General features: G+C 37.8%; 20 protein-coding genes. 9 read left to right on the top strand and 11 right to left on the bottom strand.

What is annotated here, in order from left to right:
* Nucleotides 1–2184, bottom strand: coding sequence for a TonB-dependent siderophore receptor (locus tag HC728_RS11150; RefSeq protein WP_190395498.1), 2184 nt, complete (start codon nt 2182–2184; stop codon nt 1–3).
* A 558-nt stretch (nt 2185–2742) separates the two neighbouring features.
* Here HC728_RS11150 and HC728_RS11145 point away from each other — a divergent pair.
* Genes HC728_RS11145 through HC728_RS11120 form a run of 6 tightly spaced genes read left to right on the top strand, consistent with a single transcriptional unit; the run spans nt 2743 to nt 7996 of the window.
* Nucleotides 2743–3186: a PTS sugar transporter subunit IIA gene (locus tag HC728_RS11145; protein WP_005421821.1), complete on the top strand. Its 444-nt coding sequence runs from the start codon at nt 2743–2745 to the stop codon at nt 3184–3186.
* A gap of 13 nt (nt 3187–3199) precedes the next feature.
* Nucleotides 3200–4597 carry a PTS mannitol transporter subunit IICB gene (locus HC728_RS11140; RefSeq protein WP_190395497.1) on the top strand — a complete coding sequence of 466 codons (1398 nt, stop codon included), beginning with the start codon at nt 3200–3202 and terminating at the stop codon, nt 4595–4597.
* A 50-nt stretch (nt 4598–4647) separates the two neighbouring features.
* Nucleotides 4648–5919, top strand: a complete 1272-nt coding sequence (locus tag HC728_RS11135) for a zinc-binding dehydrogenase (RefSeq protein ID WP_190395496.1) — start codon at nt 4648–4650, stop codon at nt 5917–5919.
* Between the two features lie 58 nt (nt 5920–5977).
* Nucleotides 5978–6496, top strand: coding sequence for an MltR family transcriptional regulator (locus tag HC728_RS11130; RefSeq protein WP_155650900.1), 519 nt, complete (start codon nt 5978–5980; stop codon nt 6494–6496).
* A gap of 9 nt (nt 6497–6505) precedes the next feature.
* Nucleotides 6506–7240 (top strand): nucleoside/nucleotide kinase family protein, encoded by a 735-nt coding sequence (locus HC728_RS11125; protein ID WP_012535470.1) that lies wholly within the window; start codon nt 6506–6508, stop codon nt 7238–7240.
* A 9-nt stretch (nt 7241–7249) separates the two neighbouring features.
* Nucleotides 7250–7996, top strand: coding sequence for a phosphatase (locus HC728_RS11120; RefSeq protein ID WP_065604488.1), 747 nt, complete (start codon nt 7250–7252; stop codon nt 7994–7996).
* An 88-nt stretch (nt 7997–8084) separates the two neighbouring features.
* Here HC728_RS11120 and HC728_RS11115 read toward each other — a convergent pair whose 3' ends face one another.
* Complete coding sequence (locus HC728_RS11115; protein WP_190395495.1) at nt 8085–9293, bottom strand: MFS transporter; 1209 nt, start codon at nt 9291–9293, stop codon at nt 8085–8087.
* 9 nt (nt 9294–9302) lie between these two features.
* On the bottom strand, nt 9303–9485 hold the full coding sequence (locus tag HC728_RS11110; protein WP_026029387.1) for a hypothetical protein: 183 nt from the start codon (nt 9483–9485) through the stop codon (nt 9303–9305).
* Nucleotides 9486–9865: 380 nt separating this feature from the next.
* Here HC728_RS11110 and HC728_RS11105 point away from each other — a divergent pair, with 380 nt between their 5' ends.
* Complete coding sequence (locus HC728_RS11105; RefSeq protein WP_012534831.1) at nt 9866–10639, top strand: hypothetical protein; 774 nt, start codon at nt 9866–9868, stop codon at nt 10637–10639.
* Nucleotides 10640–10692: 53 nt separating this feature from the next.
* On the opposite strand, the gene HC728_RS11100 is transcribed toward HC728_RS11105, so the two are convergent.
* Nucleotides 10693–11154, bottom strand: a complete 462-nt coding sequence (locus HC728_RS11100; RefSeq protein WP_065598165.1) for a hypothetical protein — start codon at nt 11152–11154, stop codon at nt 10693–10695.
* Nucleotides 11155–11442: 288 nt separating this feature from the next.
* Here HC728_RS11100 and hnoX point away from each other — a divergent pair, with 288 nt between their 5' ends.
* Both hnoX and HC728_RS11090 read left to right on the top strand, forming a co-directional pair.
* Complete coding sequence (gene hnoX, locus HC728_RS11095) at nt 11443–11976, top strand: nitric oxide sensor HnoX (protein ID WP_012535379.1); 534 nt, start codon at nt 11443–11445, stop codon at nt 11974–11976.
* Nucleotides 11977–11993: 17 nt separating this feature from the next.
* Nucleotides 11994–13721: an ATP-binding protein gene (locus HC728_RS11090; RefSeq protein WP_190395494.1), complete on the top strand. Its 1728-nt coding sequence runs from the start codon at nt 11994–11996 to the stop codon at nt 13719–13721.
* Nucleotides 13722–13787: 66 nt separating this feature from the next.
* Here HC728_RS11090 and HC728_RS11085 read toward each other — a convergent pair whose 3' ends face one another.
* From HC728_RS11085 to HC728_RS11055, 7 genes are all read right to left on the bottom strand, one after another.
* Nucleotides 13788–15263, bottom strand: a complete 1476-nt coding sequence (locus tag HC728_RS11085) for a peptide MFS transporter (RefSeq protein WP_190395493.1) — start codon at nt 15261–15263, stop codon at nt 13788–13790.
* Between the two features lie 265 nt (nt 15264–15528).
* Nucleotides 15529–16449 carry a M14 family metallocarboxypeptidase gene (locus HC728_RS11080; RefSeq protein ID WP_005421840.1) on the bottom strand — a complete coding sequence of 307 codons (921 nt, stop codon included), beginning with the start codon at nt 16447–16449 and terminating at the stop codon, nt 15529–15531.
* A 22-nt stretch (nt 16450–16471) separates the two neighbouring features.
* The gene (locus HC728_RS11075; RefSeq protein WP_190395524.1) at nt 16472–20866 is read right to left on the bottom strand and encodes a DUF6701 domain-containing protein; all 4395 of its coding nucleotides are present in this window, start codon (nt 20864–20866) and stop codon (nt 16472–16474) included.
* On the bottom strand, nt 20859–21293 hold the full coding sequence (locus HC728_RS11070) for an MSHA biogenesis protein MshP (RefSeq protein ID WP_065598160.1): 435 nt from the start codon (nt 21291–21293) through the stop codon (nt 20859–20861). The genes HC728_RS11075 and HC728_RS11070 overlap by 8 nt, the downstream gene beginning before the upstream one ends.
* Entirely contained in the window at nt 21265–22059 is a 795-nt protein-coding gene (locus tag HC728_RS11065) for a type II secretion system protein J (RefSeq protein ID WP_065598159.1), read from the bottom strand. Before HC728_RS11065 ends, HC728_RS11070 begins: the two co-directional genes overlap by 29 nt.
* A complete protein-coding gene (locus tag HC728_RS11060) occupies nt 22059–22613 on the bottom strand; it encodes a type II secretion system protein (RefSeq protein WP_190395492.1) in 555 nt (184 codons plus the stop codon). Before HC728_RS11060 ends, HC728_RS11065 begins: the two co-directional genes overlap by 1 nt.
* On the bottom strand, nt 22603–23127 hold the full coding sequence (locus HC728_RS11055; RefSeq protein WP_065621292.1) for a Tfp pilus assembly protein FimT/FimU: 525 nt from the start codon (nt 23125–23127) through the stop codon (nt 22603–22605). The genes HC728_RS11060 and HC728_RS11055 overlap by 11 nt, the downstream gene beginning before the upstream one ends.
* Between the last annotated feature and the right edge of the window lie 314 nt (nt 23128–23441).

Genomic DNA, 23441 nt, shown 5'->3' with positions numbered 1-23441 from the left:
CTATATAAAATTCCAACTTAATTCAGCATAGTATTGAGTACCATTTGCAAATGGCCCAAATTGCTCTGGGTATTCTTTTAATTGGTCACTACCTAGGTTCTCCGCACTGACTTTAATGCTTGGCCATGTTGGTTTGTGTTGCCAATTAATCGACATATCAATCGTAACGACTTCTGGCCAGATCGTATAATCGTCACCATAAGATTGATATGCTTGAATTAATGCTTCGTCAGGTTCTGATGCTGAAACATAATTCACTATTGATGAAACCCAGACTGTCGGATGAATATCCCACATCACGTGCAGTGTGGCATAGTGATGAGGTGTATTTTCTAGATCTAAAATAGGCAATTCATTTGAACTACAGATAGAGCCGTTACAGTCTCCCTCGATTGTCTTATAGCTGTAATTGGCATTGATTTGCAAGACATCGATTGGTTGCCATTGGATACTCACCTCCCCTCCCATAGTTTCTTGGGATAGAGGATCAACTAATTGAGCAAACATATCATCAATAATTGTGCCGCTAGAATGCTCAGAGCTATCAGGTGTAAAGTATCGATTTCCTCCTAGGCCTTTATAAGCTCTAACATTATCATGCTGACTATAGAATAGGCTTAGGCTTAATTGGAATTGATTATCTTGCCAATAACGGTAACCAATCTCATACGTATCGACAGATTCCATGTCTAAATCACGATTACCTAAGTAATGGTAGGACATCATGTAGTCATAATAATTTAGGCTACCATCAGGATTGACGGTATAAGCGCAACTACTGCAATAACTGTTCTCTTGAAATTGAGTATCTAACTCTAAACGAGAAGGTGTAATGACTGCTCGACCCCAACCCATCCATAAACGTTGATTGTCCGTTAATTTTTGTAATGCACGAACTTGAGGTTGTGAGTACCACTCTTCAGTAATATTGGCATATTGAATACGATTACCTAGTGTTATTTCTGTTGAATCGGTTATATCAACTGCCCAGTTTGCATATAAACCATAGCTTTGATTTAAGAATTTATGATCATCTATGGTGCGGACATAAGGTGAGAAGTATTGTTCTTTTTCAGAGAATTGAGCGTACTCTTCGTCAATAATACGGGCATTCGCACCAACTGTTAATATCCCCCAATCTTGAGTATTAAAGGTGTAACGAGTATCAAGATCGATACGAGTAAAACTTGCAGGTTCGTTGGTGCTGTCTGATTCACTATGAGTAACCCATACTTGGTTTTCCCATTGGTCGCCATCCAGTTTTTCATGAAGATATTGAAAACCAGCGAATAATTCTTGTGAATTCATTTCTGTGAAAAAAATATCATAATCATTTTTATGTGTTGCAGGCTCAAGAAAAGCAGGAGTGTAAGTTAGCCACTGATAATCTTCACGAGACTGGATCCCACCAAACTGAACAGAAACCGTATTTTGTAGGTTTTGGTAATCAGCACGCATACCAAAGCGTTCTGTTAATACTTTTAAATGCCTAAGGTCTTCAAAGTGCTTATCAGTGTCAGTAAACGGAGAGTGTTGCAGTGATTCAATATAGCCTGATAAATGAGTATTTTCGCTAATTTGGTCGCTGTGGTGAGCTTTAAATTCTTTGTAGTCAAAATTACCTGTCGAAGCACTTAGTTGTGCTTTGGGTGCACTTTCTGCATCTTTTGTGATGATATTTACGACACCATTAACCGCATTTCCTCCCCACATTGTACCAACTGGGCCTAACACCACTTCAATACGGTCAATACTATCTAGGCTGACAGGTAGAGTATCCCAGTTAACACCAGAGTACATTGGGTTAACTGCACTTCGGCCATCAATCATGACTAAAAGCGTATTATTTTCACCTTGGTTTTTACTGCGAGCTGAAATGGTCCAGTCGTAATCGGAAAATTTGGTAACATGAAGCCCTGGTGCAAGAATCAAAACGTCGGCAATAGAGCGCGCGCTAGAACGCTCTATCTCTTTCGAAGTAATGACATGAACAGAAGCTGGAACATCTGACAGACTAAGTGATGTTTTGGTTGCTGTGACAACTTTCGTATCGGCTAGTGATTCAAGCGGCATATTGAGTAATGCATCAAGATCATCAAATTCATTATCTGTGTTTGCGATAACGGGTGAAGATAGAGAGATACATAAAGCATACAAAAATGGAGCACGAGATAGTATCGACATGATATTGAACTAACACCAAACATAACTGAAATAAATACAAGGCATTAAGTAAATACCCATTTTGTATATTTTGATGCAATTCTTAAGTTTAAGATAATATTAGGAAAGAGATTTACGAGTTAACTCTGTATTTGTGTAATTTATTTCATCATATGGATGTGAAATTAGAATGTAATAAAAACACATTATGAGTTAATAAAAGAATATTGGTGAACTAAGTCACCTTTTGTTGTGTATTAAATCATGATTCATCAAAAATAAAATAAATATCTAATCACACTTTAAAGCTTGTCAATTGTTCAAATGTGATTGTAATCATAAAAAATAATTTTAAATATTTATATTAATTTGTGGGGTGTATCAAATTTAATCTATTGAAATGTAGTAAAACTAAAATTTGTATAAATATTACTTATTTGTTTTGTGAGATTTGTTCTTTCTTTCCTATTGACTGTGATTATTTTGAGTTATCGATCACAAAATGTCATCTATTGCCGACTGCCATCTTCTATATTGATAATAGTTCTATCAAATACAGACCAAGAAGAAGGCTCGCTCATGCTATACGATTTAATTGATCATGATTTAATTGATGTTGTTAATCACGATATTGATGCGTGGGAAGACGCAGTAAAAACAACAACGCGTTACTTAGAACAAAAAGGGTACGTAACGGCAAATTATGCCGATGCTATTATTCAATCCACATATGATAATGGCCCATATTATGTACTTTGTCCAGGTATCGCCATGCCTCATGCCCGCCCTGAGGCTGGGGTGATAAAAACAGGATTAGGCATTCATATATTCCCATCAGCCATTGAGTTTGGCTCTGATCTTGGTCCTGCCAATATATTACTTACCTTAGCTGCAAAAGATTCTGATACACATATTGAAGTTATTCAAGCATTGAGTGAGATGCTTGTAGATGAAGAAAACATTGCAAAATTAACCGCAGCAACTTCAAAAAATGAAGTGCTCGATATTATTAAAGCATATTAAGAAAGGATATCTCATGAACGCTAGAGCAAAAGTGCAAGCCTTCGGTGGTCACTTGACCGCGATGGTATTGCCAAACATCGGAGCCTTTATTGCGTGGGGCTTTATTACTGCGTTATTTATTCCAACAGGTTGGATGCCAAATGAACAGTTTGGTGAAATCGTTGGCCCTATGATTACTTATTTATTGCCGTTACTTATCGGCTATACCGGTGGACAGCTCGTCGGTGATAAACGAGGTGCTGTCGCTGGTGCTATCGGTACGATGGGTGTCATCGTTGGTGCTGATATTCCTATGTTCGTTGGTGCCATGATCATGGGACCTGTGAGTGCATGGGCGATTGTTCAGTTTGATAAACGAGTTGAACACAAAATCCCATCAGGTTTTGAAATGGTGGTGAATAACTTCTCTCTTGGCATCATAGGCATGATCTGTTGTTTGGTGGCATATGAAGTTGTAGGACCTGCGGTAACTGCGGCGAATTTATTTGTAAAATCAGGCATCGAAGCACTAGTAGCAACTGGCTTTCTTCCTTTACTTGCAGTCATTAATGAGCCTGCAAAAGTTCTCTTTTTAAATAACGCTATCGACCAAGGTATTTATTACCCACTTGGCTTACAAGCAGCAGCGGAAACGGGTAAATCCATTTTCTTCATGGTGGCATCTAATCCAGGACCAGGTCTAGGTATGTTGTTAGCTTATGCCAAATTTGGTCAAGGGCTAAGTAAACGCTCTGCACCTAGTGCGATAATTATCCATTTCTTTGGTGGTATTCATGAGTTGTATTTCCCTTACGTACTAATGAAGCCAATTATGATTGTAGCCATGATTGCTGGTGCCGCGACAGGTATAGCAACATTCAATTTACTGGATGCTGGCTTGGTTGCTGGTCCAAGTCCGGGCTCTATCTTCTCTTATTTAGCATTAACACCAAAAGGCAGCTTTATCGCGATGCTTGCGGGTGTAGCAAGTGCCACGGTTGTTTCATTCCTTGTTGCTAGTGCGATTCTTAAAATGAGCAAGAAAGAACAATCTGAAGATGAGTTTGAGCAATCGGTTATCGATATGAAAGACATGAAAGCCGAAGGTAAAGCACAGCCTCAAGCATCAGTAGAAAAAGCAGAAGCGCAACCAATTAAATTTGTCGCTTTTGCTTGTGATGCGGGAATGGGGTCAAGTGCAATGGGGGCTTCAACCTTTAAGAGAAAATTAGTTAAAGCGGGTTATGACATTGAGGTTAAAAACTTTGCGATAGAAAAAGTACCAAGTGATGCGGATGTTGTTGTAACTCATGAAAGTTTAGAAGAGCGTGCAATTAAAGCGACAGGATTACCTGTGATTACGATTACCAACTTTCTTAATGACCCTGCACTTAACGAGTTACTCAATACGATTCAGACACAACAGGCTTAACGATATTTATTTCTGGGGGATGGTACGTCCCCCAAGTAGGAGAAAAAATTATGACTCAAACAACAGCTGCGGTTATTTGTGGTGAAAAAGACATCCAATTAAGAACATTTGAATTACCGCCAATTTCTGCTGATGAATTACTGGTTAAAAATATTTCAAACAGCGTGTGTTTATCAACATACAAAGCGGCATTACTTGGTAGTAAGCATAAGCGAGTGCCAGAAAATATTGATGAAGTTCCTGTTATCACTGGCCATGAATATGCAGGGGTAATTGTTGAGGTTGGTGAGAATTTAAAAGATCAATTTAAAGCTGGAGACTCTTTTGTACTTCAACCTGCTATGGGGTTACCTACGGGGTATTCTGCGGGTTATAGCTATGAAACTTTTGGAGGAAATGCAACGTATTCAGTTATTCCTAAAACTGCTATCGATTTAGGTTGTGTATTGCCTTATGACGGTTCGTATTACGCAGATGCTTCTTTGGCTGAGCCAATGTCATGCATTATCGGTGCTTTCCATGCAAGTTATCATACAACTCAATACATATATGAACATGAAATGGGAATTAAAGAGGGAGGGACGTTGGCATTACTTGCATGTGCTGGACCTATGGGGATTGGTGCGATTGATTATGCGATTAACGGACCAGTAAAACCAAGACGAATAGTGGTTACTGATATTGATGAAGATCGCTTATCTCGTGCTGAAAGTTTAATCCCGGTTAGTGCAGCAAAAGCACAGGGTATCGAGCTGATTTATGTCAATACTATTGAGATGGAAGACCCAGTTACTTACCTTAAATCCCTGAACGATGATCAAGGCTATGATGATGTAATGGTATATGCTGCAGTTGCACAAGTATTAGAGCAGGCCGATGCACTACTTGGTAATGATGGTTGTTTAAATTTCTTCGCAGGTCCTACGGATAAAGAGTTTAAAGTGCCATTTAATTTCTATAACGTACATTATGAATCAACGCATATTGTTGGAACCTCTGGTGGTTCTACAGGTGATATGGTGGAGTCTTTAGAATTATCAGCGAAAGGTGATATTAATCCTTCATTCATGATTACTCATGTTGGGGGCCTACAAGCTGCGCCTCATACCATTTTAAATCAATTGGATATTCCGGGTGGTAAAAAACTGATTTATCCACATATCGATTTGCCTTTAACTGCAATTGATAATTTCACTTCACTTGCAAAGCAAGATCCGTTTTTCTCTGAATTAGATGCAATCTTAGCGAAGAATAATTATGTATGGAATCAACATGCAGAAAAAGCACTATTAGAGTTCTATGACGTGAGCTTAAGCGTTTAATTCTATTAACTTTATGTGGTAGCCTCTAGAGGTTACCACATACAGAGAGGTTTAAGCCTTGTCACAAAATGTTGAATTGTTAGAAACCGTAGAAGAATGTGATGATGCAACGTCATTTCTTCATGCTTCTAACAAATTAATTAATCTCAAATTAAAAGCATTACTACCGAATATCTTTGTTCAAGATGAATTGGTTATGGAGTATGCCGTTGAACCACTTTTAAAAGAAGATGGTCCGCTTGTGACAACAGATGTGGTATCTAAATTGATGTTTGCTATGGGAAAGATCTCATTGGAAACTTATGCAGATATTGGATTGTATGCCCAAGTTTTAGAATACGCGCAAAGTCAGCCAGATAAACTGTCATTTGGTGATGATATGATCTATGACTTTATTAGTAACCAAGCGATATTATCAACACAGCAAGACAGCTTTTATCTTGAGTCAATCAATCAGTTAAAGTTTTCTTCTTTTGAAGTCTTTTCTCAAATGAGATATGAATCTCTAATAAAAACCGTTCTCAAACTTTCTTGTGAAATGTTATTAGAAAAGCTAGAAGAGGAAATCACTCAATAAGGTTTCCAAATGAAAGTGAATTTAAATGTTAGTGGTTTTGATACCGAAGCGTTTTTTCCAGATAAAGACATCGCAAAAATTCACAAACCGTTAGTGGAAAAATTTACTCGGTTATACCAAGAGCAAGAAGAACGAGTCGTTATTTTTCTTTGCGCTCCCCCAGGAAGTGGTAAGTCAACATTGGCTGCATTTTGGGAGTATTTATCTCAACAATCTTCGTCCATTGAGCCTCTTCAGGTATTGCCATTTGATGGTTTTCATTACACCAATGAAATTTTAGAAAGTAATACTACACAAAGAAATGGCGAAACTATCTCGTTAAGAAGCATTAAAGGTGGATTTGAAACGTTTAATCTCACGGATCTTATTCGTAAATTAAAACAGCTGAAAACTCAGGCACCAAAGTGGCCTTATTATGACCGTAATTTGCATGATCCTGTTGATGATGCAATTCAGGTTAATAAAAATATTGTAGTTGTAGAAGGGAACTGGTTATTACTGGACGAACCTGTTTGGAGCGAACTATATAAACTTGCTGATTTTACTGTATTTATTGATACGGACGCGGAGTTTTTAAAAGACAGATTGGTTAATCGTAAAATACGAGGTGGAGTATCAGAAGAGGATGCATTAGCATTTTATGAGAATTCAGATGCGATAAATGTAGAGAAAGTACTCAATCACAGTATTAAAGCTGATTTGAATTTGTATATGAATCAAAATGGATCATTTGAAATTCAGTAGGAGAGGAAAATGAACGTTGTTGTTGATACCCACACACACACTCTTGCTAGTGGTCATGCTTATAGTACGATCATTGAAAACGCACAATCTGCACAGAATAAGGGGTTAAAACTTCTTTGTACCACTGATCATGCTCCTGAGATGCCGGGTGCCCCCCATTACTGGTATTTCAATAATCAGAGAATTTTGCCCCGCTTTCTTCATCAAGTTGGTATTCTGCGTGGTGTTGAAGCAAATATATTAAATGTGAAGGGTGAAATAGATTTACCTTTTTCATCAGATCAACATTTAGACTGGGTTATTGCGAGTTTTCATGAACCTGTATTTGCGCCTGCAAGTGAAGCAGAGCATACAGCCGCTTTGCTTAATGTGATAAAAAGTGGGCGTATTGATGTGCTCGGCCATTCAGGAAACCCTAATTATCCGTTTGATATTGAACGAGTCCTACAATGCGCACAAGAATATAACGTTGCGATAGAAGTAAACAATACATCGTTAACAGGAAAAAGCCGTAAAGGAAGTGATGTTCGCTGCGATAAAATTGTTGAAATAGGCAAAGAGATTGGTGTGTATTTTACAACAGGCTCTGATGCTCATTTTTGTGAGGAAATTGCGCGGTTAGATCTGGCGATAGCATTACTTGAAAAATACGAGATTGCAGAAGATAAGATCATTACGACATCGACATCTCGCTTTCTAAACTTTCTTTTGTTAAGAGGAAAGTTAGCTATTCCAGAATTTGAGCGTTTGTATTAATTGATAACATTGAATAGCTAATAGACAGCAAAAAGCCGATGCCCATGACGAGTATCGGCTTTGTTATTCATATTGCCTTGAGACGTATTTATACGCTTTGTAATCTCAGTCTTTCTACTGGTTTATCATTTATTGGTAAATGAATTAATGCCGCACAGAAAGCAAGTACAACTGTAGACCACCAAATTGGCTCATATGAACCGTAATAATCGTAAATACGACCACCAGCCCAAGCGCCTAAAAAGCTTCCTACTTGGTGAGTAAAGAACACTAAGCCATACAAGGTTGATAAGTAACGAGCACCGAAGATCTGACGAACTAAGCCTGAGGTCAGTGGTACCGTTCCTAACCAACAGAAACCAATTGCACCACCGAAGATAGCTGCTGTATGTTCAGTAACTGGTAGCGTTACAAATGCACCAATCACAATAGTGCGGACAAAATACAAGGCAGACATAACATGACGTTTGTTGAATTTGTCACCCATTACACCCCAAAAATAAGAACCAAAGATATTGAAGATGCCAACATAAGCCAGAGCCATGGCCGCACTTGATGCAGGTAAGTGTTTATCCGCTAAATAACTTGGTAAATGCGTTGCAATAAACATGACATGGAAGCCACATACAAAGAAACCAGCATGAATTAACCAGTACCCTCTGTGTGAAAATGCTTCTTTTAGCGCTTCAGTAAGAGTTTGAGTATCTTCTATTACTGCTGTTTGTGAGCTTGGTTTGGCGGTTTTCATGAATAATGCAAAAGCCACCATCAGTGCACATAACATTGCAAACACTTGTATTGCGATTTGCCAATTAAAATCATGTAGTAGTGTTTGTGCGCCGGGGATCATGGCAAACATACCAAATGAGCCCGCAGCTGTGGTTAAGCCAAATGCTTTAGCTGCATGTTCAGCAGGAACGACTTTTGCCACTGCACCTAAAATGATCACATAACTTGTCGCACTTAATCCAAGACCAACTAATGCGCCAAGAGAGACATAAAGCATACTTGATTCAGTTGCTATAGACGTTAAAGCAAGGCCTGCTGCATAAGCGATAGCACCAATAATAATGATACGTTTAGAACCCCATTTGTCAGATGCCATGCCTATAAATGGTTGGAACATTCCAAATAAAAGGTTTTGTAGTGCAATAGCAAAACTGAAAAATTCACGACCGGTTTGGAAGTGCTCTGAAATTGGCATCATAAAAATGCCGAATGATTGTCTGATCCCTAGACTGATAATTAAAATCCCGATCCCAAGCCATACTAGTGGTGGAAAACGAAAAATACTCATAATGTGCTCTTAGTGATGATGGTGAGAATGATGATGGCTATGGTCTTGACCTGTTTGCTGGTGGCAACCGCTATTTACTGCTTGTTGAGCAAGTAAATTTAATAAAGCGGGTGAGTTATGAACAGCTATTAGACTTAAAACCAGTAACACACTCATTCTGACCAATTGAGCGAAAATGGATTGTGAAAACATGCCGCGCTCTTAGGGTTAAAAAATAAGAGCGCGAATAGTAGGGAAAGCGAGGTAATGAGGCAAATGACCATTTGTAAAGTTGCTTATGCGTTTTTTGCATATATGACGACAATAGGATCGTTTTATGATGAATAATGCGTATTTATTGTCATTTTTATTCTTTATTTTAATGCTTGTCGTTTTTATTTCAGATATTTATTTTTATATTAATTAAGTTTAAATATGTACGTTTTTTATATTAAAGTGTTTTTTGCTTAAATATTTGCATATTCTGTTGGTTTATTTAAATAAGTATTGAGTGATGTCTGTATATATTAGTAACATTTTTCCGTTAATAATAATTAACGTCAGTTTTTAATATAAATATATGGAATATGAAAATGAATAAGATCTTTAAAAAAACGCTATTATGTTGCTCGACTGCAATTGTTTTTTCTAGCGTAGCTTCTGCATCTGTTGTTATTCATGAACAACAAAAAACACCCGCTTATTTTCAACATGATGGCGTGACAAATACTCAATTAGTTACTGATAGTTTAACGACAGTTGTTGCTGATGAACAGTACATGATTTTAGAAACAAGTAATGTTGATACTGAAACAGCTGGTACAAACTCTCATACTATTACTGTGTTTGGTTTAACAACGGGCTCTCAAGATACATCAACGGTTAAATATGATGTAATCGTTAATGATTATACTCAAGATATCGTTCCAAAATATGTTCTAGGAACAAGTGTTACAGGTACAAAACTGCTAGATGATGCAGGTATTCACATTTATTCACCTAGCACTGTTACCCTTGATGGAAAAGAATTAAATGAAGCTATTGATGCAAGTGCTGGTGCTGCTTCATATAGTTTACCATTAATTGTTGATGGTGAGTCAGTTGCTGATGTTGAATATAAGATTGAATATGGCAACAACATCATCGTAACTCCAGGAACTAACACACCGTCATATGGTTTGAACCAAGCGGTTACTCCTGAGCAATTATTTGTAGATTCAGGTGCAACTGTAGATAGTAATGAAGAAGTTGCTATTATCGGTGGTGTGAATACAGCTGAATCAGGTAGCCATACATCTAATTTAAAAATTATTGGTTTAACTACCGGTTCATCTGAAGATATCGCTATTAATTACTCAGTAAACTAATACTTTAAAAAAGTTTTTAATAGATAAGCCATGGTAGCTACTACCATGGCTTTTTATTTTATTTCACCAACAATAACTTCTTCAACTTTACTGTTTAAAAATAAATTACGTTTTATAATTGGGTTTACTGCAGCTAATGATGCAGAGACGCCAGCCCATCCCTCTGTATTTGCTTTTAATTCTACATAAGCAATATTATTTTTAATTCTAAAGTGCGTTACTCTTCCCGCATCTTTGTAGGTGGCATCGAAAATTTCTTGAGCACTTGTTTGAGATAAATCTTTAAATGATGTTTTTGGAATACACTTATTTTTATAAGAGGTCGACTGTAATGGGTTAGTTCCACCTATTTGTGAAAACTCAGCCATCGCATGACGATATGCAGAAATATCTTCAGGTAACGACAATATATATTCGTCATTATTACAAGTTACTGTATTTGAGATTAATTGGGATTCAGGACTACAGCCAGAAAGAAGTGCTAATAATGATATGAACGAAAGAGGTGCTTTCATTTTTGATTTTCTGCAAGTTAGTTATAAGTATATTTAGTTAGTTTATAGAATAAACTGTCAAAAAGGTGTCTTTATTTTGATAATTATGGAAGCGAGCGCAGACTTTATAGGATTTGGTATCCATATAGAAGATATTTATATATTAATTATTCGAATGTAATCCCAAATTGTATTTTTATTATCTATTTTGTCTGTTGATGTACTTTATTTGCGGCCTCCTTATCTTTTTGAGTATTGGTAAATTTTCTAATTTTTCCTACACTTAAATGAAGATAAAAAGGAGTGTTTATGAAAGGGATCATTTTTTCAGAGTTTTTAGAGTTAGTTGAAGATAAATTTGGGTTAGACGTTTGTCAGCAAATGTTGGATGAAAATGATGATGAAGGGGCTTATACCGCTGTTGGTACTTATGATCACAAGCATTTGGTGAAGCTTATTATATCATTGAGTAAAGTCACTGGCATAAGCATTGAAGATTTACAACAAGTGTATGGTAAATCCATTTTTCTTACCTTGTTTCAAAGTATGCCAGAGTTAGATGGACAGGCATTAAATACGTTTGAATTTATCAAACAAGTAGAAAGCTACATTCACTTAGAAGTGAAGAAGTTATACGCCGAAGCTAATCCCCCTCGCTTTAAGTTTATATCAAGTACAGAGACTGAAATGGTGATGGACTATATTTCTGCTCGTTGCTTCTCTCATGTTTGTTTTGGATTAATTTTAGGTTGTGCAGAGCATTTTAATGAGAGCATTGATATCCAGATGGCTCCTGTTTTAGATGATGGTTCTCAAGTTCGTTTCACCTTAACTAAATCATAAAAGATTAAGGCAAATAAATGGATGCGGATAAAACAATTGAATTATTGAATCGGAAAATTAAACGAGAAAAGGCAGCAAGAAAAGCGGCTGAAGAGCTATTGGAACGTAAAAGTCATGAACTCTATATGGCAAAGCAATTAGTAGAAGATACATTGTTTACTGTCCAAGAGAAGGCGGAAAAAGACGTTGTTTTACTCGAGTTTAAGAGTTATCTCGATTCTATTTTATTGGATTACAACCAACGATTATTAAGAGAGCAACCTACACAAATGTTGTTGCAGAGCTTAGTTAATGATTTAGGTTGTCTCAATAGTATCCAGTCAGTGTGTTTGTCTTTTTCATCTAATGTTAATGGTACACTCACTCAATTATACGCTGGGAAAACGCGTGATTTTGAGCCTCTTTCTCATGCTGCACATCCTGTTCAATGGAATGAAAGTCTAACTCAGATGACAGTTTTCTTTGAGCTTGAAAATATTGAATCGGGCGCAATTCAGCTTATTTTTACTGCCTCTCCAAATACAATGTGGCGCGATACAATCGAGAAACAGTTTAGTCTGATTTCTGAAATGATTAACGCTGCGTTTGAACGTAAATATTTACTTGATAAAACCCTTAAAGAGAAAAAAAGAGCAGAAAGCTCAGAAAGGGCTACAAGGGATTTCGTCGCTATGATAAACCATGAGTTAAGAACGCCGTTAAATGGTTTATTAGGATCTGCTGAACTGATGGAAGATACACAAATAACGGATTATCAAAATAAACTTCTAGAGACGATTCATCAATCAGGTCAAATGCTAAGGATCATAATTAATGATTTGCTTGATTTTAGTAAGATGAGCGCGGGAATGTTAGAGCTTAAAGTGGCGAATTTTAAACCTTGTATCTTAGTGAAAACTATCGAGCAGATTTTTACACCACAGATGGCAGAAAAGTGCTTACGATTTGATATTCATATTGCTGATAACTTACCACCTGAGCTTTTAGGTGATATTGATAGGATCCAACAAATATTAGTAAACTTAATTGGTAATGCATTTAAATTTACCAAAAAAGGATACATCAGTTTACAGGTTGGCTGGCAAGATAAGGCCTTATTGTTGATCATTTCTGATACGGGATGTGGGATCCCACAAGACAAGCAAAAATTCCTTTTTGAGCCATTTACTCAAGTTGATAACTCAAGCCAAAGGCAATTTGAAGGTACGGGGCTTGGCTTATCTATTTGTAAATTACTCGTTGATGAAATGTCTGGCGAGTTAAGTTTTAAAAGTGAGTTAGGTAAAGGTTCTGAGTTTCAAGTTAAGCTGCCATTAACTGTGGTTTATGAACAACAAATGCGTTCAAGTGAAGATAATCAGTTGTCTTTTCCAATTGAGAATCTGTCTATTCTCGCGGTTGAAGATATTAAAATGAACCAAGTAATTTTAAATATGATGCTAAAGAAACTTGGAATAACTCCTGATTTTGCCAACGACGGTATGGAAGCGTTAACCTATCTACAAGATCATGAGGTTGATATTGTTTTAATGGATTGTCGAATGCCGATTCTTGATGGATTTGAAACAACAAAGCGTTTAAGAGAGCAAGGGTATAGAAAACCTATTTTAGCATTAACCGCAGGAACCACCTCAATAGAGGTTAAAGCGTGTATAGACGCTGGAATGGACGATACTTTAAGTAAACCTTATAAAGCTGCGGAGTTGGAAGCAATGCTAAAATCGTGGGGAGCAAAGAACATATAAAAAAGCCTCACAACATTGTGAGGCTTTGAATTATAAGAATGTCTATTTGAATATTAGGACAAAGCGTTATGCTTTTTGCTCTTTCAACTCTAATTCTTCAGCTTGTTTACTGCTTTCAAGCATCTTACGAATGATTAATGAAGCAATAAAAGCGATGGCAACCATCACTACCGCAAGTACAGTGAGTAATTGGAAATAACTACCATATACTGTTTGTACAAACTCTTGAGTAATGACATGGCCTTTTTCTTGCGCAATAGATGTCGAGAATACTGCGCCAATGATGCCACTTAATGCCATCGCAACAGAGAATAGACTTACGGAGAAGCCTTCGATATGTTTTGGTGCAACAGACAGAATGAAGGCTACCACTAAGCTACCTACAATTACTTCTGCAAATGCTTGGAAGAAGTGAATAAGTAAGAATACTTCTGGACGAATAATCGCATCTTCACCCACTCCCATTACCGCCATGGTTAAAATACCAAAAGCGGTCGCAGTTAAGATGAATGCGAAGCCGATTTTTGTCGCTGTCGAAAAATGAATATCGCGTTTTTCAAGTGCTGAGAAAATCATCGCAATAACTGGACCTGCAACGATACACCACAGTGGATTCATTGCCATAGATGCTTCAGGTGCGATAGGAATAAGGTCGAATAAATCACCGCGCATAGTATTGATCGTTACCATGGTCATTGATGTCATCATTTGACCGTAGTAGACAAAGAATGCCGTTGTTAGCGCTGTCATGATTAGGATAGTGCCCATTTTAAGCGCATCCGATTTCTTTGATTTCAGCATTAAAATTACGAAGTAACCGATAGCTGCAAGACCAATGGCATAAACAATGTTTTGACCAATATCCATGTTTGAGAACATGAAGAAAACCAAGGCAATCATTGCTACTGATGTGATTAGAAATGACATCCAGTTTTGCATACTTACAGGTTTTTGATCAATATGAGCACCAACGGTTAATAGTGGTTTACGGAAGATCACTAGAGTCGCAAAAGCTAATAAAGCAAGAACACATGATAATAAGAAACTTCCGTGGAACCCTAAAACAAGAACAAACATCGGGAATAGATATTGGCCTAGTAGAGCACCAACGTTATTGACTGAATAGTTTACTGGGTAGCAGTTTTCAAAATGCTCTTGAGTATCAAAAGTACGTTTGTACAGGCTTGGGTAAGAAGGCGACATTAAGCCTCGGCCGTAGCTCGCTAATGCAATACCACACAACGCCATTGGAACATTTGTAGTATATGAACCAAGCACTAGTAGTGCATAACCAGTAGCAAAACCAAAGTAACTAATGGTTAGTGAGCGGTAAGCACCTAAAAATTTGTCAGCAATGAATCCACCAGCAATCGCAAATAATGGACCAATTGATGAAAAAGCACCAACAACCATCATGGTGTCAGCTTCACTGTAATTTAGTTCTTCAAGGAAAAAGCGAGTTAAAATAACCATTACGCCATAAAATGATAAGCCAAACATCATTTGGCAAAACATCATGGACTTATTTAGTTTGTTCCACATAAGGGGTCTCTGTTAGATAATTACTTTTCGTATTTTATCATCAAAAGAATGTAACAAAGTACGATATTCTCAAAAAAGCATCGTTTAAATATTGTAAGTAATGGTGTTTTGTGGTCGTTTGTTTCGTTATTTTATATTATTTGTTTATAATATGTTTTTTATTGTTTCTTAAGTAATCAATAATGAGAGAGGGAATAGATGAATCATTCAAAATGATTTCTTTTTGAACGATATCATCTATTTTTTAAATAAGAGAACGAAATCGTTATCGTTGAGCTAATAGGTATTCTAGAGCGCCTACAATTGCCGCAACTTGAGCGTCATTACATTCCTGATCGGTTACTTTTTCGCTATCTGGGTAGACTTCCGTTGTTGATACGTAATCTGCATCAGTTAAGCCTGCGCATAATCCTAGCTTTTTAGTCGGGTAATTAATGACTCCTTCTTGAACCACATCAGAGCCGATAATTTGGTTGTTTTCATCTGGTGGCGCAATGTGAGTTACGGTACGAACTGAATCAATAATGGCTTTTTGGAACTCTGGAGCTGGTTTTTCTGTATCTCCAACCGTATAAAAACCATCTGGAATGTAGCCTTCAATGTAAGCGATACCATCACGAGCAGCCAATGCTGGGCGAAACTCTGTTTCATCACTATCGGTTGTTTCGTGCAAATCGATATGAGCAAATACTGGTGCATCTAATGAAGCAACTAATGCCATTAACCCTGCTGACTCTTCTGCTGGGCTATTTGGATAAAATGAGCGGTTAGGATCCGTCGCTGTTGGGTTCCAACGGTTGATCACTTCATAACCCCATGGGCTTACGCAAGGAGCAACAACAATATTGAACCATTGGCTGTAGTGCTCAGCTTTTGTATCGACAAATTGCAGCGCGCCATGAACTCCAGAGGTTTCGTAACCGTGTACGCCACCACTGATCAGCAATGTTGGTTTTGTATCATCCCATTGTTTTGTTTTGATACACAGAAGCGGAAAGCGTTCAGTATCATAAGATAAAGCACCATATTGTGATACGTCGAAACGCTCAGATAGAGCCGTGATTTTCGTTACGACTTCTTCTTGATATGAGCGTTTTACTGTCATCGTTGAAAGCCATGCTGCTTTTTCTTGCTCTCCCCAAGGTTGGCCTTTAATGCCAATTGGGTAACTGTATTCGTCTTTCATTATCAATCCTTACTTTTGATGATCAGTTTGTTTGTTCTCTGTTCCATATAATACGATCACTTCCTCTATAAATGCCAAAATGAATGATCGCTTTTATAGAATCTTCAAAAGATTGGTTATTATCAGCATCTTGTTGCAACCACGGTAAGTTTAATAAAGAAAGCGTTGGTACAACTTGTCCTTGGTTGCCATTACCTGGTGCTGTGAATGTCATACTTGTTGAGCCATCTTCAACATGACTATTATCTAAACTTGCTTTTGTTGTCCCTTTTCCTACGGGTAGTGCATTAGGATCTTTACCTACATCAAAACTGAACTCAGGCATAGATAAAACGGTACAGCTGTCATCGATTTTGACGAATCGATTGCCGGTATAAGATTCCGTTTGTATTTTAGATTCAAGATCATTCAATTCAGAGCCATATGCATCTTCCATAGTGATACGACCCCATTCTTGTCGTTGAGTATCTGTGGCTGGAAATGCGTAACCCAGACAAACACCAGAAGCATTGGTTTTATGACAAATTTGGTCTTGGTCTCTTAAGTCATCTGCCGCTAATTGCAGCGTTATTGTATCTTCAACGGGGGCTTTAGGGTTGAAAGGTTTGATGTAGCGTAAATTCGCCCCTTGCAGCTGCATTTTAGCTTGTGCTGGTAACTTAATTACGCTTCCCGGCGTTGCGAAACCAGAGCGGTGACCTAAAACGGAAAGGGTTTCACTATCAATGATAGACATATTGGATGGTGAAGCCGTATAGGTTCTTAAATTCCAACCGTTGTTATAACGCCACCATGAACCAATTGTGTAGTTTTGTAATAAGGTTCCCGTTTCAGATAACGGATAAAGACTTAATGTTGGCGATTCTGTAAAGTTGAACGTTTGTCCCATGTAAGTAAAATCATTACAACCCTTTTGAATGCTTGGTTTATCTCCCAATACATTAAAGTAAGCAGGAGTAAATCGACCAATAGAGCCTGTATTTGCCGCTTTAATTTGATAAGCAGAACTGCCTAAATAGCCTTCTGGTGGGGTAACCGATATGTCAAATACACCCACTTCACTAATACTTTGAGGGACACGGTTGGTACTCCCTTGTGCTATTTGGTGATCGTAGTGGTTGGTCGATAAGTTACCTGTATTTCCTCCTAACTGTTGAGAAGGAGCAATTAACGTATGATCCAAAATTAAGTTATCTTGAGCGTAGTTTGGTGTCACTGGGTTATCAGCAAGATAGGTGTCGTTATCTCCCATCCATGCATGCGCTCTTACATTTAAATTAAAGGTTTCACCGGCGTGAGCAAAAATAGAGCAGCTTACGTCTTCAGATGAACAATTGCTGTTAGCACTTGAGTTATTTTTGTCAGTAACATAAGCACTTAAACCAACAGGAATACTGACAAATAAGTCACTGCCTTCAATGTTTTGATAGTAACTTTTTTGATATTTAGCATTTAGTTGCAGCTGGCCAGCATCTGCGTAATTTAGCGTTATTTTTGCTTCGTTATTGGTAAAGTTTAATGCGAATGTGGTTGCGGCACTTTCTTGTTTTCCAATGTCTTTCCATGAATTATTTACTAATCCATACAGTGTAGGTGAGCCAATTAAATTACTTTGCTTTGGTGTAATGTAATCAGACCATAGCTGAATGTTTTTGGTACCAGTAAATGAGCTGCCACAGCCTTTGATGGTAGCCTCAACCGGTTTATTGGCTAATTTATCAGGAACAATAACCGTCAAACCTTCTGATTCGAAGTTAAGGGTACAGTTTTTATCACTCAATGATTGGCCATTAATGCTACATAGCGTGTGACTAAATGGTTTTGTTGATGGTGATGAACTCACAACATCCAATTTAACGTTACCTTGGGTTGGTTTACCTATTGATAAATTAGCAATCCCGTTTCTAACCGTAATATTATTGCCATTTAACCAATAACCATCGCCACCTAAATTATTGGTATCTAAGGTAACATCAACATCTTCAGTAAATAGAGTTGAGCAAGATTCGTCAGCACAAGCACGTAATGTGACATTAGAAACATCACAAGTAGACCCTTGTCCTGAATGATCAAATTCAAAGTGATCAATTTGCTCTCCAATTGGTTTTGAGTAAAGTGCACACACTTTGAAATTATCAATCTCATGGGTGTTATAAAGCTGACCTGTTGAACCGGTTAATGACATGATGAAATTTTCAGGTGGCTCATCTTGATTGTATTGTGGTCTTAATACGTCAATAGGCCCAATCACTTTATTAAAGTTAGGTGCGTGCCCTGCATTTACGATACTACGCTCAACCGTTACATTTGCGTTATTTCGGTTGGTTGAGTCAATAGTAATACGGTAACGATGTGTTCTATTGTAGCCATTATTATTGTCAATATCTGGAGATACACGAGTCCCTGTGATGTAGTTATAGCCTGAATATCGTGCACCAGAACCACGTAAAACAATAGATTGAGCTGTATTATAAGAGTTGTAGTTTTTAGACCCGCCTTCTTTTGAATAGTTACCGTATTCATCGAGACCGATACCAAGCCAACCGCCCGTAAATCCGGGTTTAACGGCCTCTGAGTTATTTTTAAAGCCATAGCCTAATGGGCCACCAAAAGCACCAGCTTGTGGGGTTACCTCGGCATCAGAAAATACAATAGCTAAGCCATCAGCTCCGTTGCCGCCATAGGCCATGTAATCAAATTCAACTTCGATTTTATTACCAAGCGCAGGGTACAAATATTGGTAAGAAGAGGCGGTTGATTGTGCTCTTCGCGCTTGTGTTAATTGCAGACGGCCATTTATGACTGTTGGCGTAAAAGAACCGCTGCTTCGGCTTGTTACCCAACTTGTGGTTAGACTGTCGAAATTATCTTCATAACAGGTCATTTCGACGTTATCAGGACATGGGTGGCGTTGCTGATAAAGTTGATTAACTTGCTCATCAGTCAGTGCTTGATCATAAACGTTTACTTCGTCAATCAAACCATCAAAAGTACGTGTTAAATCGTAATCATTACCCACTTGTAATGGTTGTGTATTTTCTTTTAAGTGTTTGAGAGGATAGACTGGCTCTATAATTGAACGAACTTCCACGCCATTAACGAAAATAGACGCTTTATGTGTGTTATGAGCGTCATAGCGGATCACGATATGTGACCAACGGTTAAGAGGAATGCTTTCTCTTGTGGTTAAATTTATTGGATAGTAAGTATCTTTTAGTTCCCAATACCAATTTATTTGGCCTTGAGAGTTTAGGTGAAATTCATAGTTTCCATTTTTAGATACAATGGTATTTAAGCGATTATAAGAAGGGTAAGAGCTAGGGTTGATCCATGCACTTACTGTAATCGTATCTTCGTTAGATAACTTACTATTATGTGGTACTTCAATGTATTGCGTTTGGCTTTTTTTGAAGTCACCGTAGCCACATGTCCCCATGTTTGCCATATCAACAGGCAGTGCCGGGTTGTCTTTCTTTGGTTGAATTCGGTTTTTGGCTGTGCCGTTAAAATCGTTACCAGAACTGTCTTTAACTTCACCAATTGCACCACTCCATGAGTTCTCATCTAAGCGTAGAGATAACGCCGCTGGTGGAAGTATTGGCGGTGGGGTTAGTGTTTTGTTGATATAGGCATCGCCTTCCATAAATAGACTTCGACTAGAGGCTCGACCATCAATATGAGATTGGTTGTTTAAGGTTAATTTATCATAAGCGTAAACATAGCCTTCGATATAACTATTATCGTTGAGGTAAATATCATCATAACCAATAACGAAAAGTGAACCATTTCCTGTTTTAGTTATTTTTGCATCGTTGTTTAATTGAATGTCATTTTTTACAAATAAACGAGCGCTCCCAGTCACATTAATATGTGCTGTTCCGAACATATTTAAATTCTCGACCCAGTAATCGCCTGAACTTAAAGTGACTTGAGTGCTTTCTAATGTTAGCGTTTTGATTAGCTGCTCTTGGCTATTATGACCTAGGTAACCATCACAGGTGCCACGTAAGGTGATATTCGAATATTTTTTCTTATCAAAGTAAGATGTGCCCGAATCACAAGTTTCTGAGCGAGAAGAGTTGTTGTGAATAAATGAACCTAAATTAAGGGCTGGTGTATTTCTTCCTGTGATTGAACATTGGTGATAGCCACCATTGCCATCATCACAGCTGTCATCTGGCAATTCGTATTGGCTGATACTTGAACAAAAGTCCAAACTACGACCTTGTGTACCTTCGATTTTTGCATCGTTGTACATGGTCAGTTGTTTTGGGCTAGAGCACTTTATTGAATGCCCTTGAGCTATCCCCGGAAAGTAAGTATTTGGATTAATCGTTGGAAAAGCGAATGCGCTCAATGGCATTAAACATAAGCTAAACGCTGAAATAATCAGTGAACGAGAGAAAGGTTTAGTCATCACTACGAATACCTACTTCAATAATACGTTGCAAAGTGGTGGTTCCAAATTTACAGGTGGCTGTGCTTGTTAAGCTGTATACTTTTCGGCCAGAATCTAATGTTCCAATAGGTTTGCATTTTACTTGTGCTTCACATTGCGATAATCCATCACCCGAGAAGATATAAACACTTGGTGGATTACCTGCAACAAAGCAACTGCCTGATTTTTCCATATAGAAACGACTGATCTCAATTTGTGTCCCAGATTGAGCTGCCATATTAGTGCGAGTTCCCATAATAGAGGTCACGACATGTGTGCTCATTTTTTGTTGGTTCTTCGTTGCCATCAACGCAATAAAACCGACGACGATAAGAACAAAAATCGTCAGGATCAGAGCGGAACCTCGTTGAGATTTATTAAGGCGTATTGGCGATAAGGACGTCATGATCCAACTGCACCTCTTCATTGTTATCAGTGAAAACAAATTGCATTTTTACTAAGCCATTACGAACTAAAGACGCTTGTTCAACATTGAATGTGGCGAGTTTGATTTTTTCAGCCATTAATTGACGAGTGCCTACGCTAAGTTCATGTGGTGATAATTCAGCACGAGAAAGAGGGTAATCCGCATAGCGATATAATCGACTTCCTTCTAAGCAATAAGCGACGGGTGTTTTATAAGCATACAGTCGGTGAGCTGGAGAGTTTGCACTAAAGCTAGTTGAGCGAGTGAGTATCACATCAATCATGTGTGCATTTTCACTTGGCTGAAAATCGATATCACGCTTTACTTCAGCCATGCGACTTACGCCATTGGTTGGTAACGTTGAACGTAAATTTTGAGCGTTAACTGGCATGATGACGATGCGATCACCCGCTGAGAATCCATGTTCAGGTAACACTCGAATTTCGGTTGATTTAGCAGGTGCTAAAGGTAAGGTTTCATAAACCGCCGTATTTGTGATTGGTAGCCACTCTATGCATTGTGTCGTTTGGTTGACTTCTACGCTGTTCGGTACCGCATCACGAATTTCTTTGTGCATACGTTCCGTTACAAAACGTCCTTGAAGGATCAACTCTTCTCTCGTTGTTGTGTCCGCATAAAGAGACATACTGTGCTGAATTATGGCACCAAGAGACAAACCAACCACCGCAAGTAAAATGATAGAAATAATCATCTCAAGTAGAGTAAATCCAAGAGTTCGTTTCATTAAAAGTTACCTCGAATCACTGAAAATACGTAGTGTTGTCCTGATGGGTCGACCACATCAACAACAATACGCTTTCTGTTTCCACTAATAGCATCAGGTTCTCCATCTAAATTAGCGTCGTAGAAAACCTTAATAGAAATAGAGAAGTTAGGGTAGATACCAGCTAAATCGTTACCTAATACATCTTTTACTGAGCCAGATAGTTTATTAAAGTCATCGACATCGTTGTAGAGGGTTCGATTTGATTCTTCTACACCGGTAATAGGGTTCGTATCTTTTCCTAATCCGCTAATGGTTGTACATTGTTCCCCTTCAGGGCTATTACATGGGGGCAATCCACCATTAGGGCCACTGTTTTGGTCAAATTGACGACCTACAATTTCATCCATCACCGCAGCACCCAATTCAGATGCTTTTGTTGAGTACATTAATTCAGCATTATGCTGTGAACGAGGAACGAGTGAAGTGGTTACGATAAGTAAAGCCGCACTCATTATAATTATCGATAACACAATCGAAATTAAGCTAAACCCTTGTTGATGTTTAACAAGCATGGATATAGCCCTCTTTTTCGATACAAATTTTAGTTTGTGTTTTGGCGGTAATTAAAATTTCACATGATGTGTTTTGGCACTGTTTTATGCGTCCCATTACATCAAAATCAAAAGCAAAAGGCGTCGCTAATGTTTTGTATTGGTTTCCTATCTGTAATGCGAAATAGGCATTTTGTTTTTCTAAAATAGCCACGTAGGTGAGGTCTTGGTTTTCAAGATACTCATTATTGCGCTGGGCATCTGGGAATGAGGTTGCACATTCAGTTTCTTTATCAAGGCTAACTTGTTGTGCACGATTTTCGTTAATTAGCCATCGGTTACAGTAACCGTTTCGATTCATAGCTCGAGTTTGGGTTAAACGTAATGAACGCAATAATTCCGTTTCTAATGTTTGTGCAGAAACACTACTAATTCCTGAGAAATAGCTGTTTGCGCTGAGTGAGATAATTGAAATTAAAACAATTACTGCAATAAGTTCAATTAATGTAAATCCATCTATTTGATTACGAGTCATTTTTTCGTTACAAAATATTTAAACCGTATGAAGGTTGGGTAGTTTACGGATAAAAGTTTTTAATAGAAGTAAAATAAGAAGCATTAAAGTGAACAATGCATTATCTATGTTGTTTTTTTATGTAAAAACTCATGAGTATTCATCAAAGTTATTGCGACGAGGTTCAAATTATAATTTTTACCGAAAATACTCGTATTTTTAAAACTGTCAATGGATAAGTGAACTGTGGAGTGAAAAGGGAGAGGTTGAACACTTTAATCGAAAATATAAGTGGTTATTTTAGTATTCGTATTTGATAAGAAGTAGATGTAAAA

This window comes from Aliivibrio sp. S10_S31, from assembly GCF_014694495.1.
In the GTDB taxonomy this organism is placed as follows: Bacteria; Pseudomonadota; Gammaproteobacteria; order Enterobacterales; family Vibrionaceae; genus Aliivibrio; species Aliivibrio fischeri.
Note: the sequence above shows the minus strand (reverse complement) of the source record. Positions and strands in the feature narration are given on the sequence as shown.

Coding starts and splice junctions, on each gene's coding strand:
- HC728_RS11150 (WP_190395498.1), bottom strand. CDS start 2,184: ATGTCGATACTATCTCGTGCTCCATTTTTGTATGCTTTATGTATCTCT.
- HC728_RS11145 (WP_005421821.1), top strand. CDS start 2,743: ATGCTATACGATTTAATTGATCATGATTTAATTGATGTTGTTAATCAC.
- HC728_RS11140 (WP_190395497.1), top strand. CDS start 3,200: ATGAACGCTAGAGCAAAAGTGCAAGCCTTCGGTGGTCACTTGACCGCG.
- HC728_RS11135 (WP_190395496.1), top strand. CDS start 4,648: ATGACTCAAACAACAGCTGCGGTTATTTGTGGTGAAAAAGACATCCAA.
- HC728_RS11125 (WP_012535470.1), top strand. CDS start 6,506: ATGAAAGTGAATTTAAATGTTAGTGGTTTTGATACCGAAGCGTTTTTT.
- HC728_RS11120 (WP_065604488.1), top strand. CDS start 7,250: ATGAACGTTGTTGTTGATACCCACACACACACTCTTGCTAGTGGTCAT.
- HC728_RS11115 (WP_190395495.1), bottom strand. CDS start 9,293: ATGAGTATTTTTCGTTTTCCACCACTAGTATGGCTTGGGATCGGGATT.
- HC728_RS11110 (WP_026029387.1), bottom strand. CDS start 9,485: ATGTTTTCACAATCCATTTTCGCTCAATTGGTCAGAATGAGTGTGTTA.
- HC728_RS11105 (WP_012534831.1), top strand. CDS start 9,866: ATGAATAAGATCTTTAAAAAAACGCTATTATGTTGCTCGACTGCAATT.
- HC728_RS11100 (WP_065598165.1), bottom strand. CDS start 11,154: ATGAAAGCACCTCTTTCGTTCATATCATTATTAGCACTTCTTTCTGGC.
- hnoX (WP_012535379.1), top strand. CDS start 11,443: ATGAAAGGGATCATTTTTTCAGAGTTTTTAGAGTTAGTTGAAGATAAA.
- HC728_RS11090 (WP_190395494.1), top strand. CDS start 11,994: ATGGATGCGGATAAAACAATTGAATTATTGAATCGGAAAATTAAACGA.
- HC728_RS11085 (WP_190395493.1), bottom strand. CDS start 15,263: ATGTGGAACAAACTAAATAAGTCCATGATGTTTTGCCAAATGATGTTT.
- HC728_RS11080 (WP_005421840.1), bottom strand. CDS start 16,449: ATGAAAGACGAATACAGTTACCCAATTGGCATTAAAGGCCAACCTTGG.
- HC728_RS11075 (WP_190395524.1), bottom strand. CDS start 20,866: ATGACTAAACCTTTCTCTCGTTCACTGATTATTTCAGCGTTTAGCTTA.
- HC728_RS11070 (WP_065598160.1), bottom strand. CDS start 21,293: ATGACGTCCTTATCGCCAATACGCCTTAATAAATCTCAACGAGGTTCC.
- HC728_RS11065 (WP_065598159.1), bottom strand. CDS start 22,059: ATGAAACGAACTCTTGGATTTACTCTACTTGAGATGATTATTTCTATC.
- HC728_RS11060 (WP_190395492.1), bottom strand. CDS start 22,613: ATGCTTGTTAAACATCAACAAGGGTTTAGCTTAATTTCGATTGTGTTA.
- HC728_RS11055 (WP_065621292.1), bottom strand. CDS start 23,127: ATGACTCGTAATCAAATAGATGGATTTACATTAATTGAACTTATTGCA.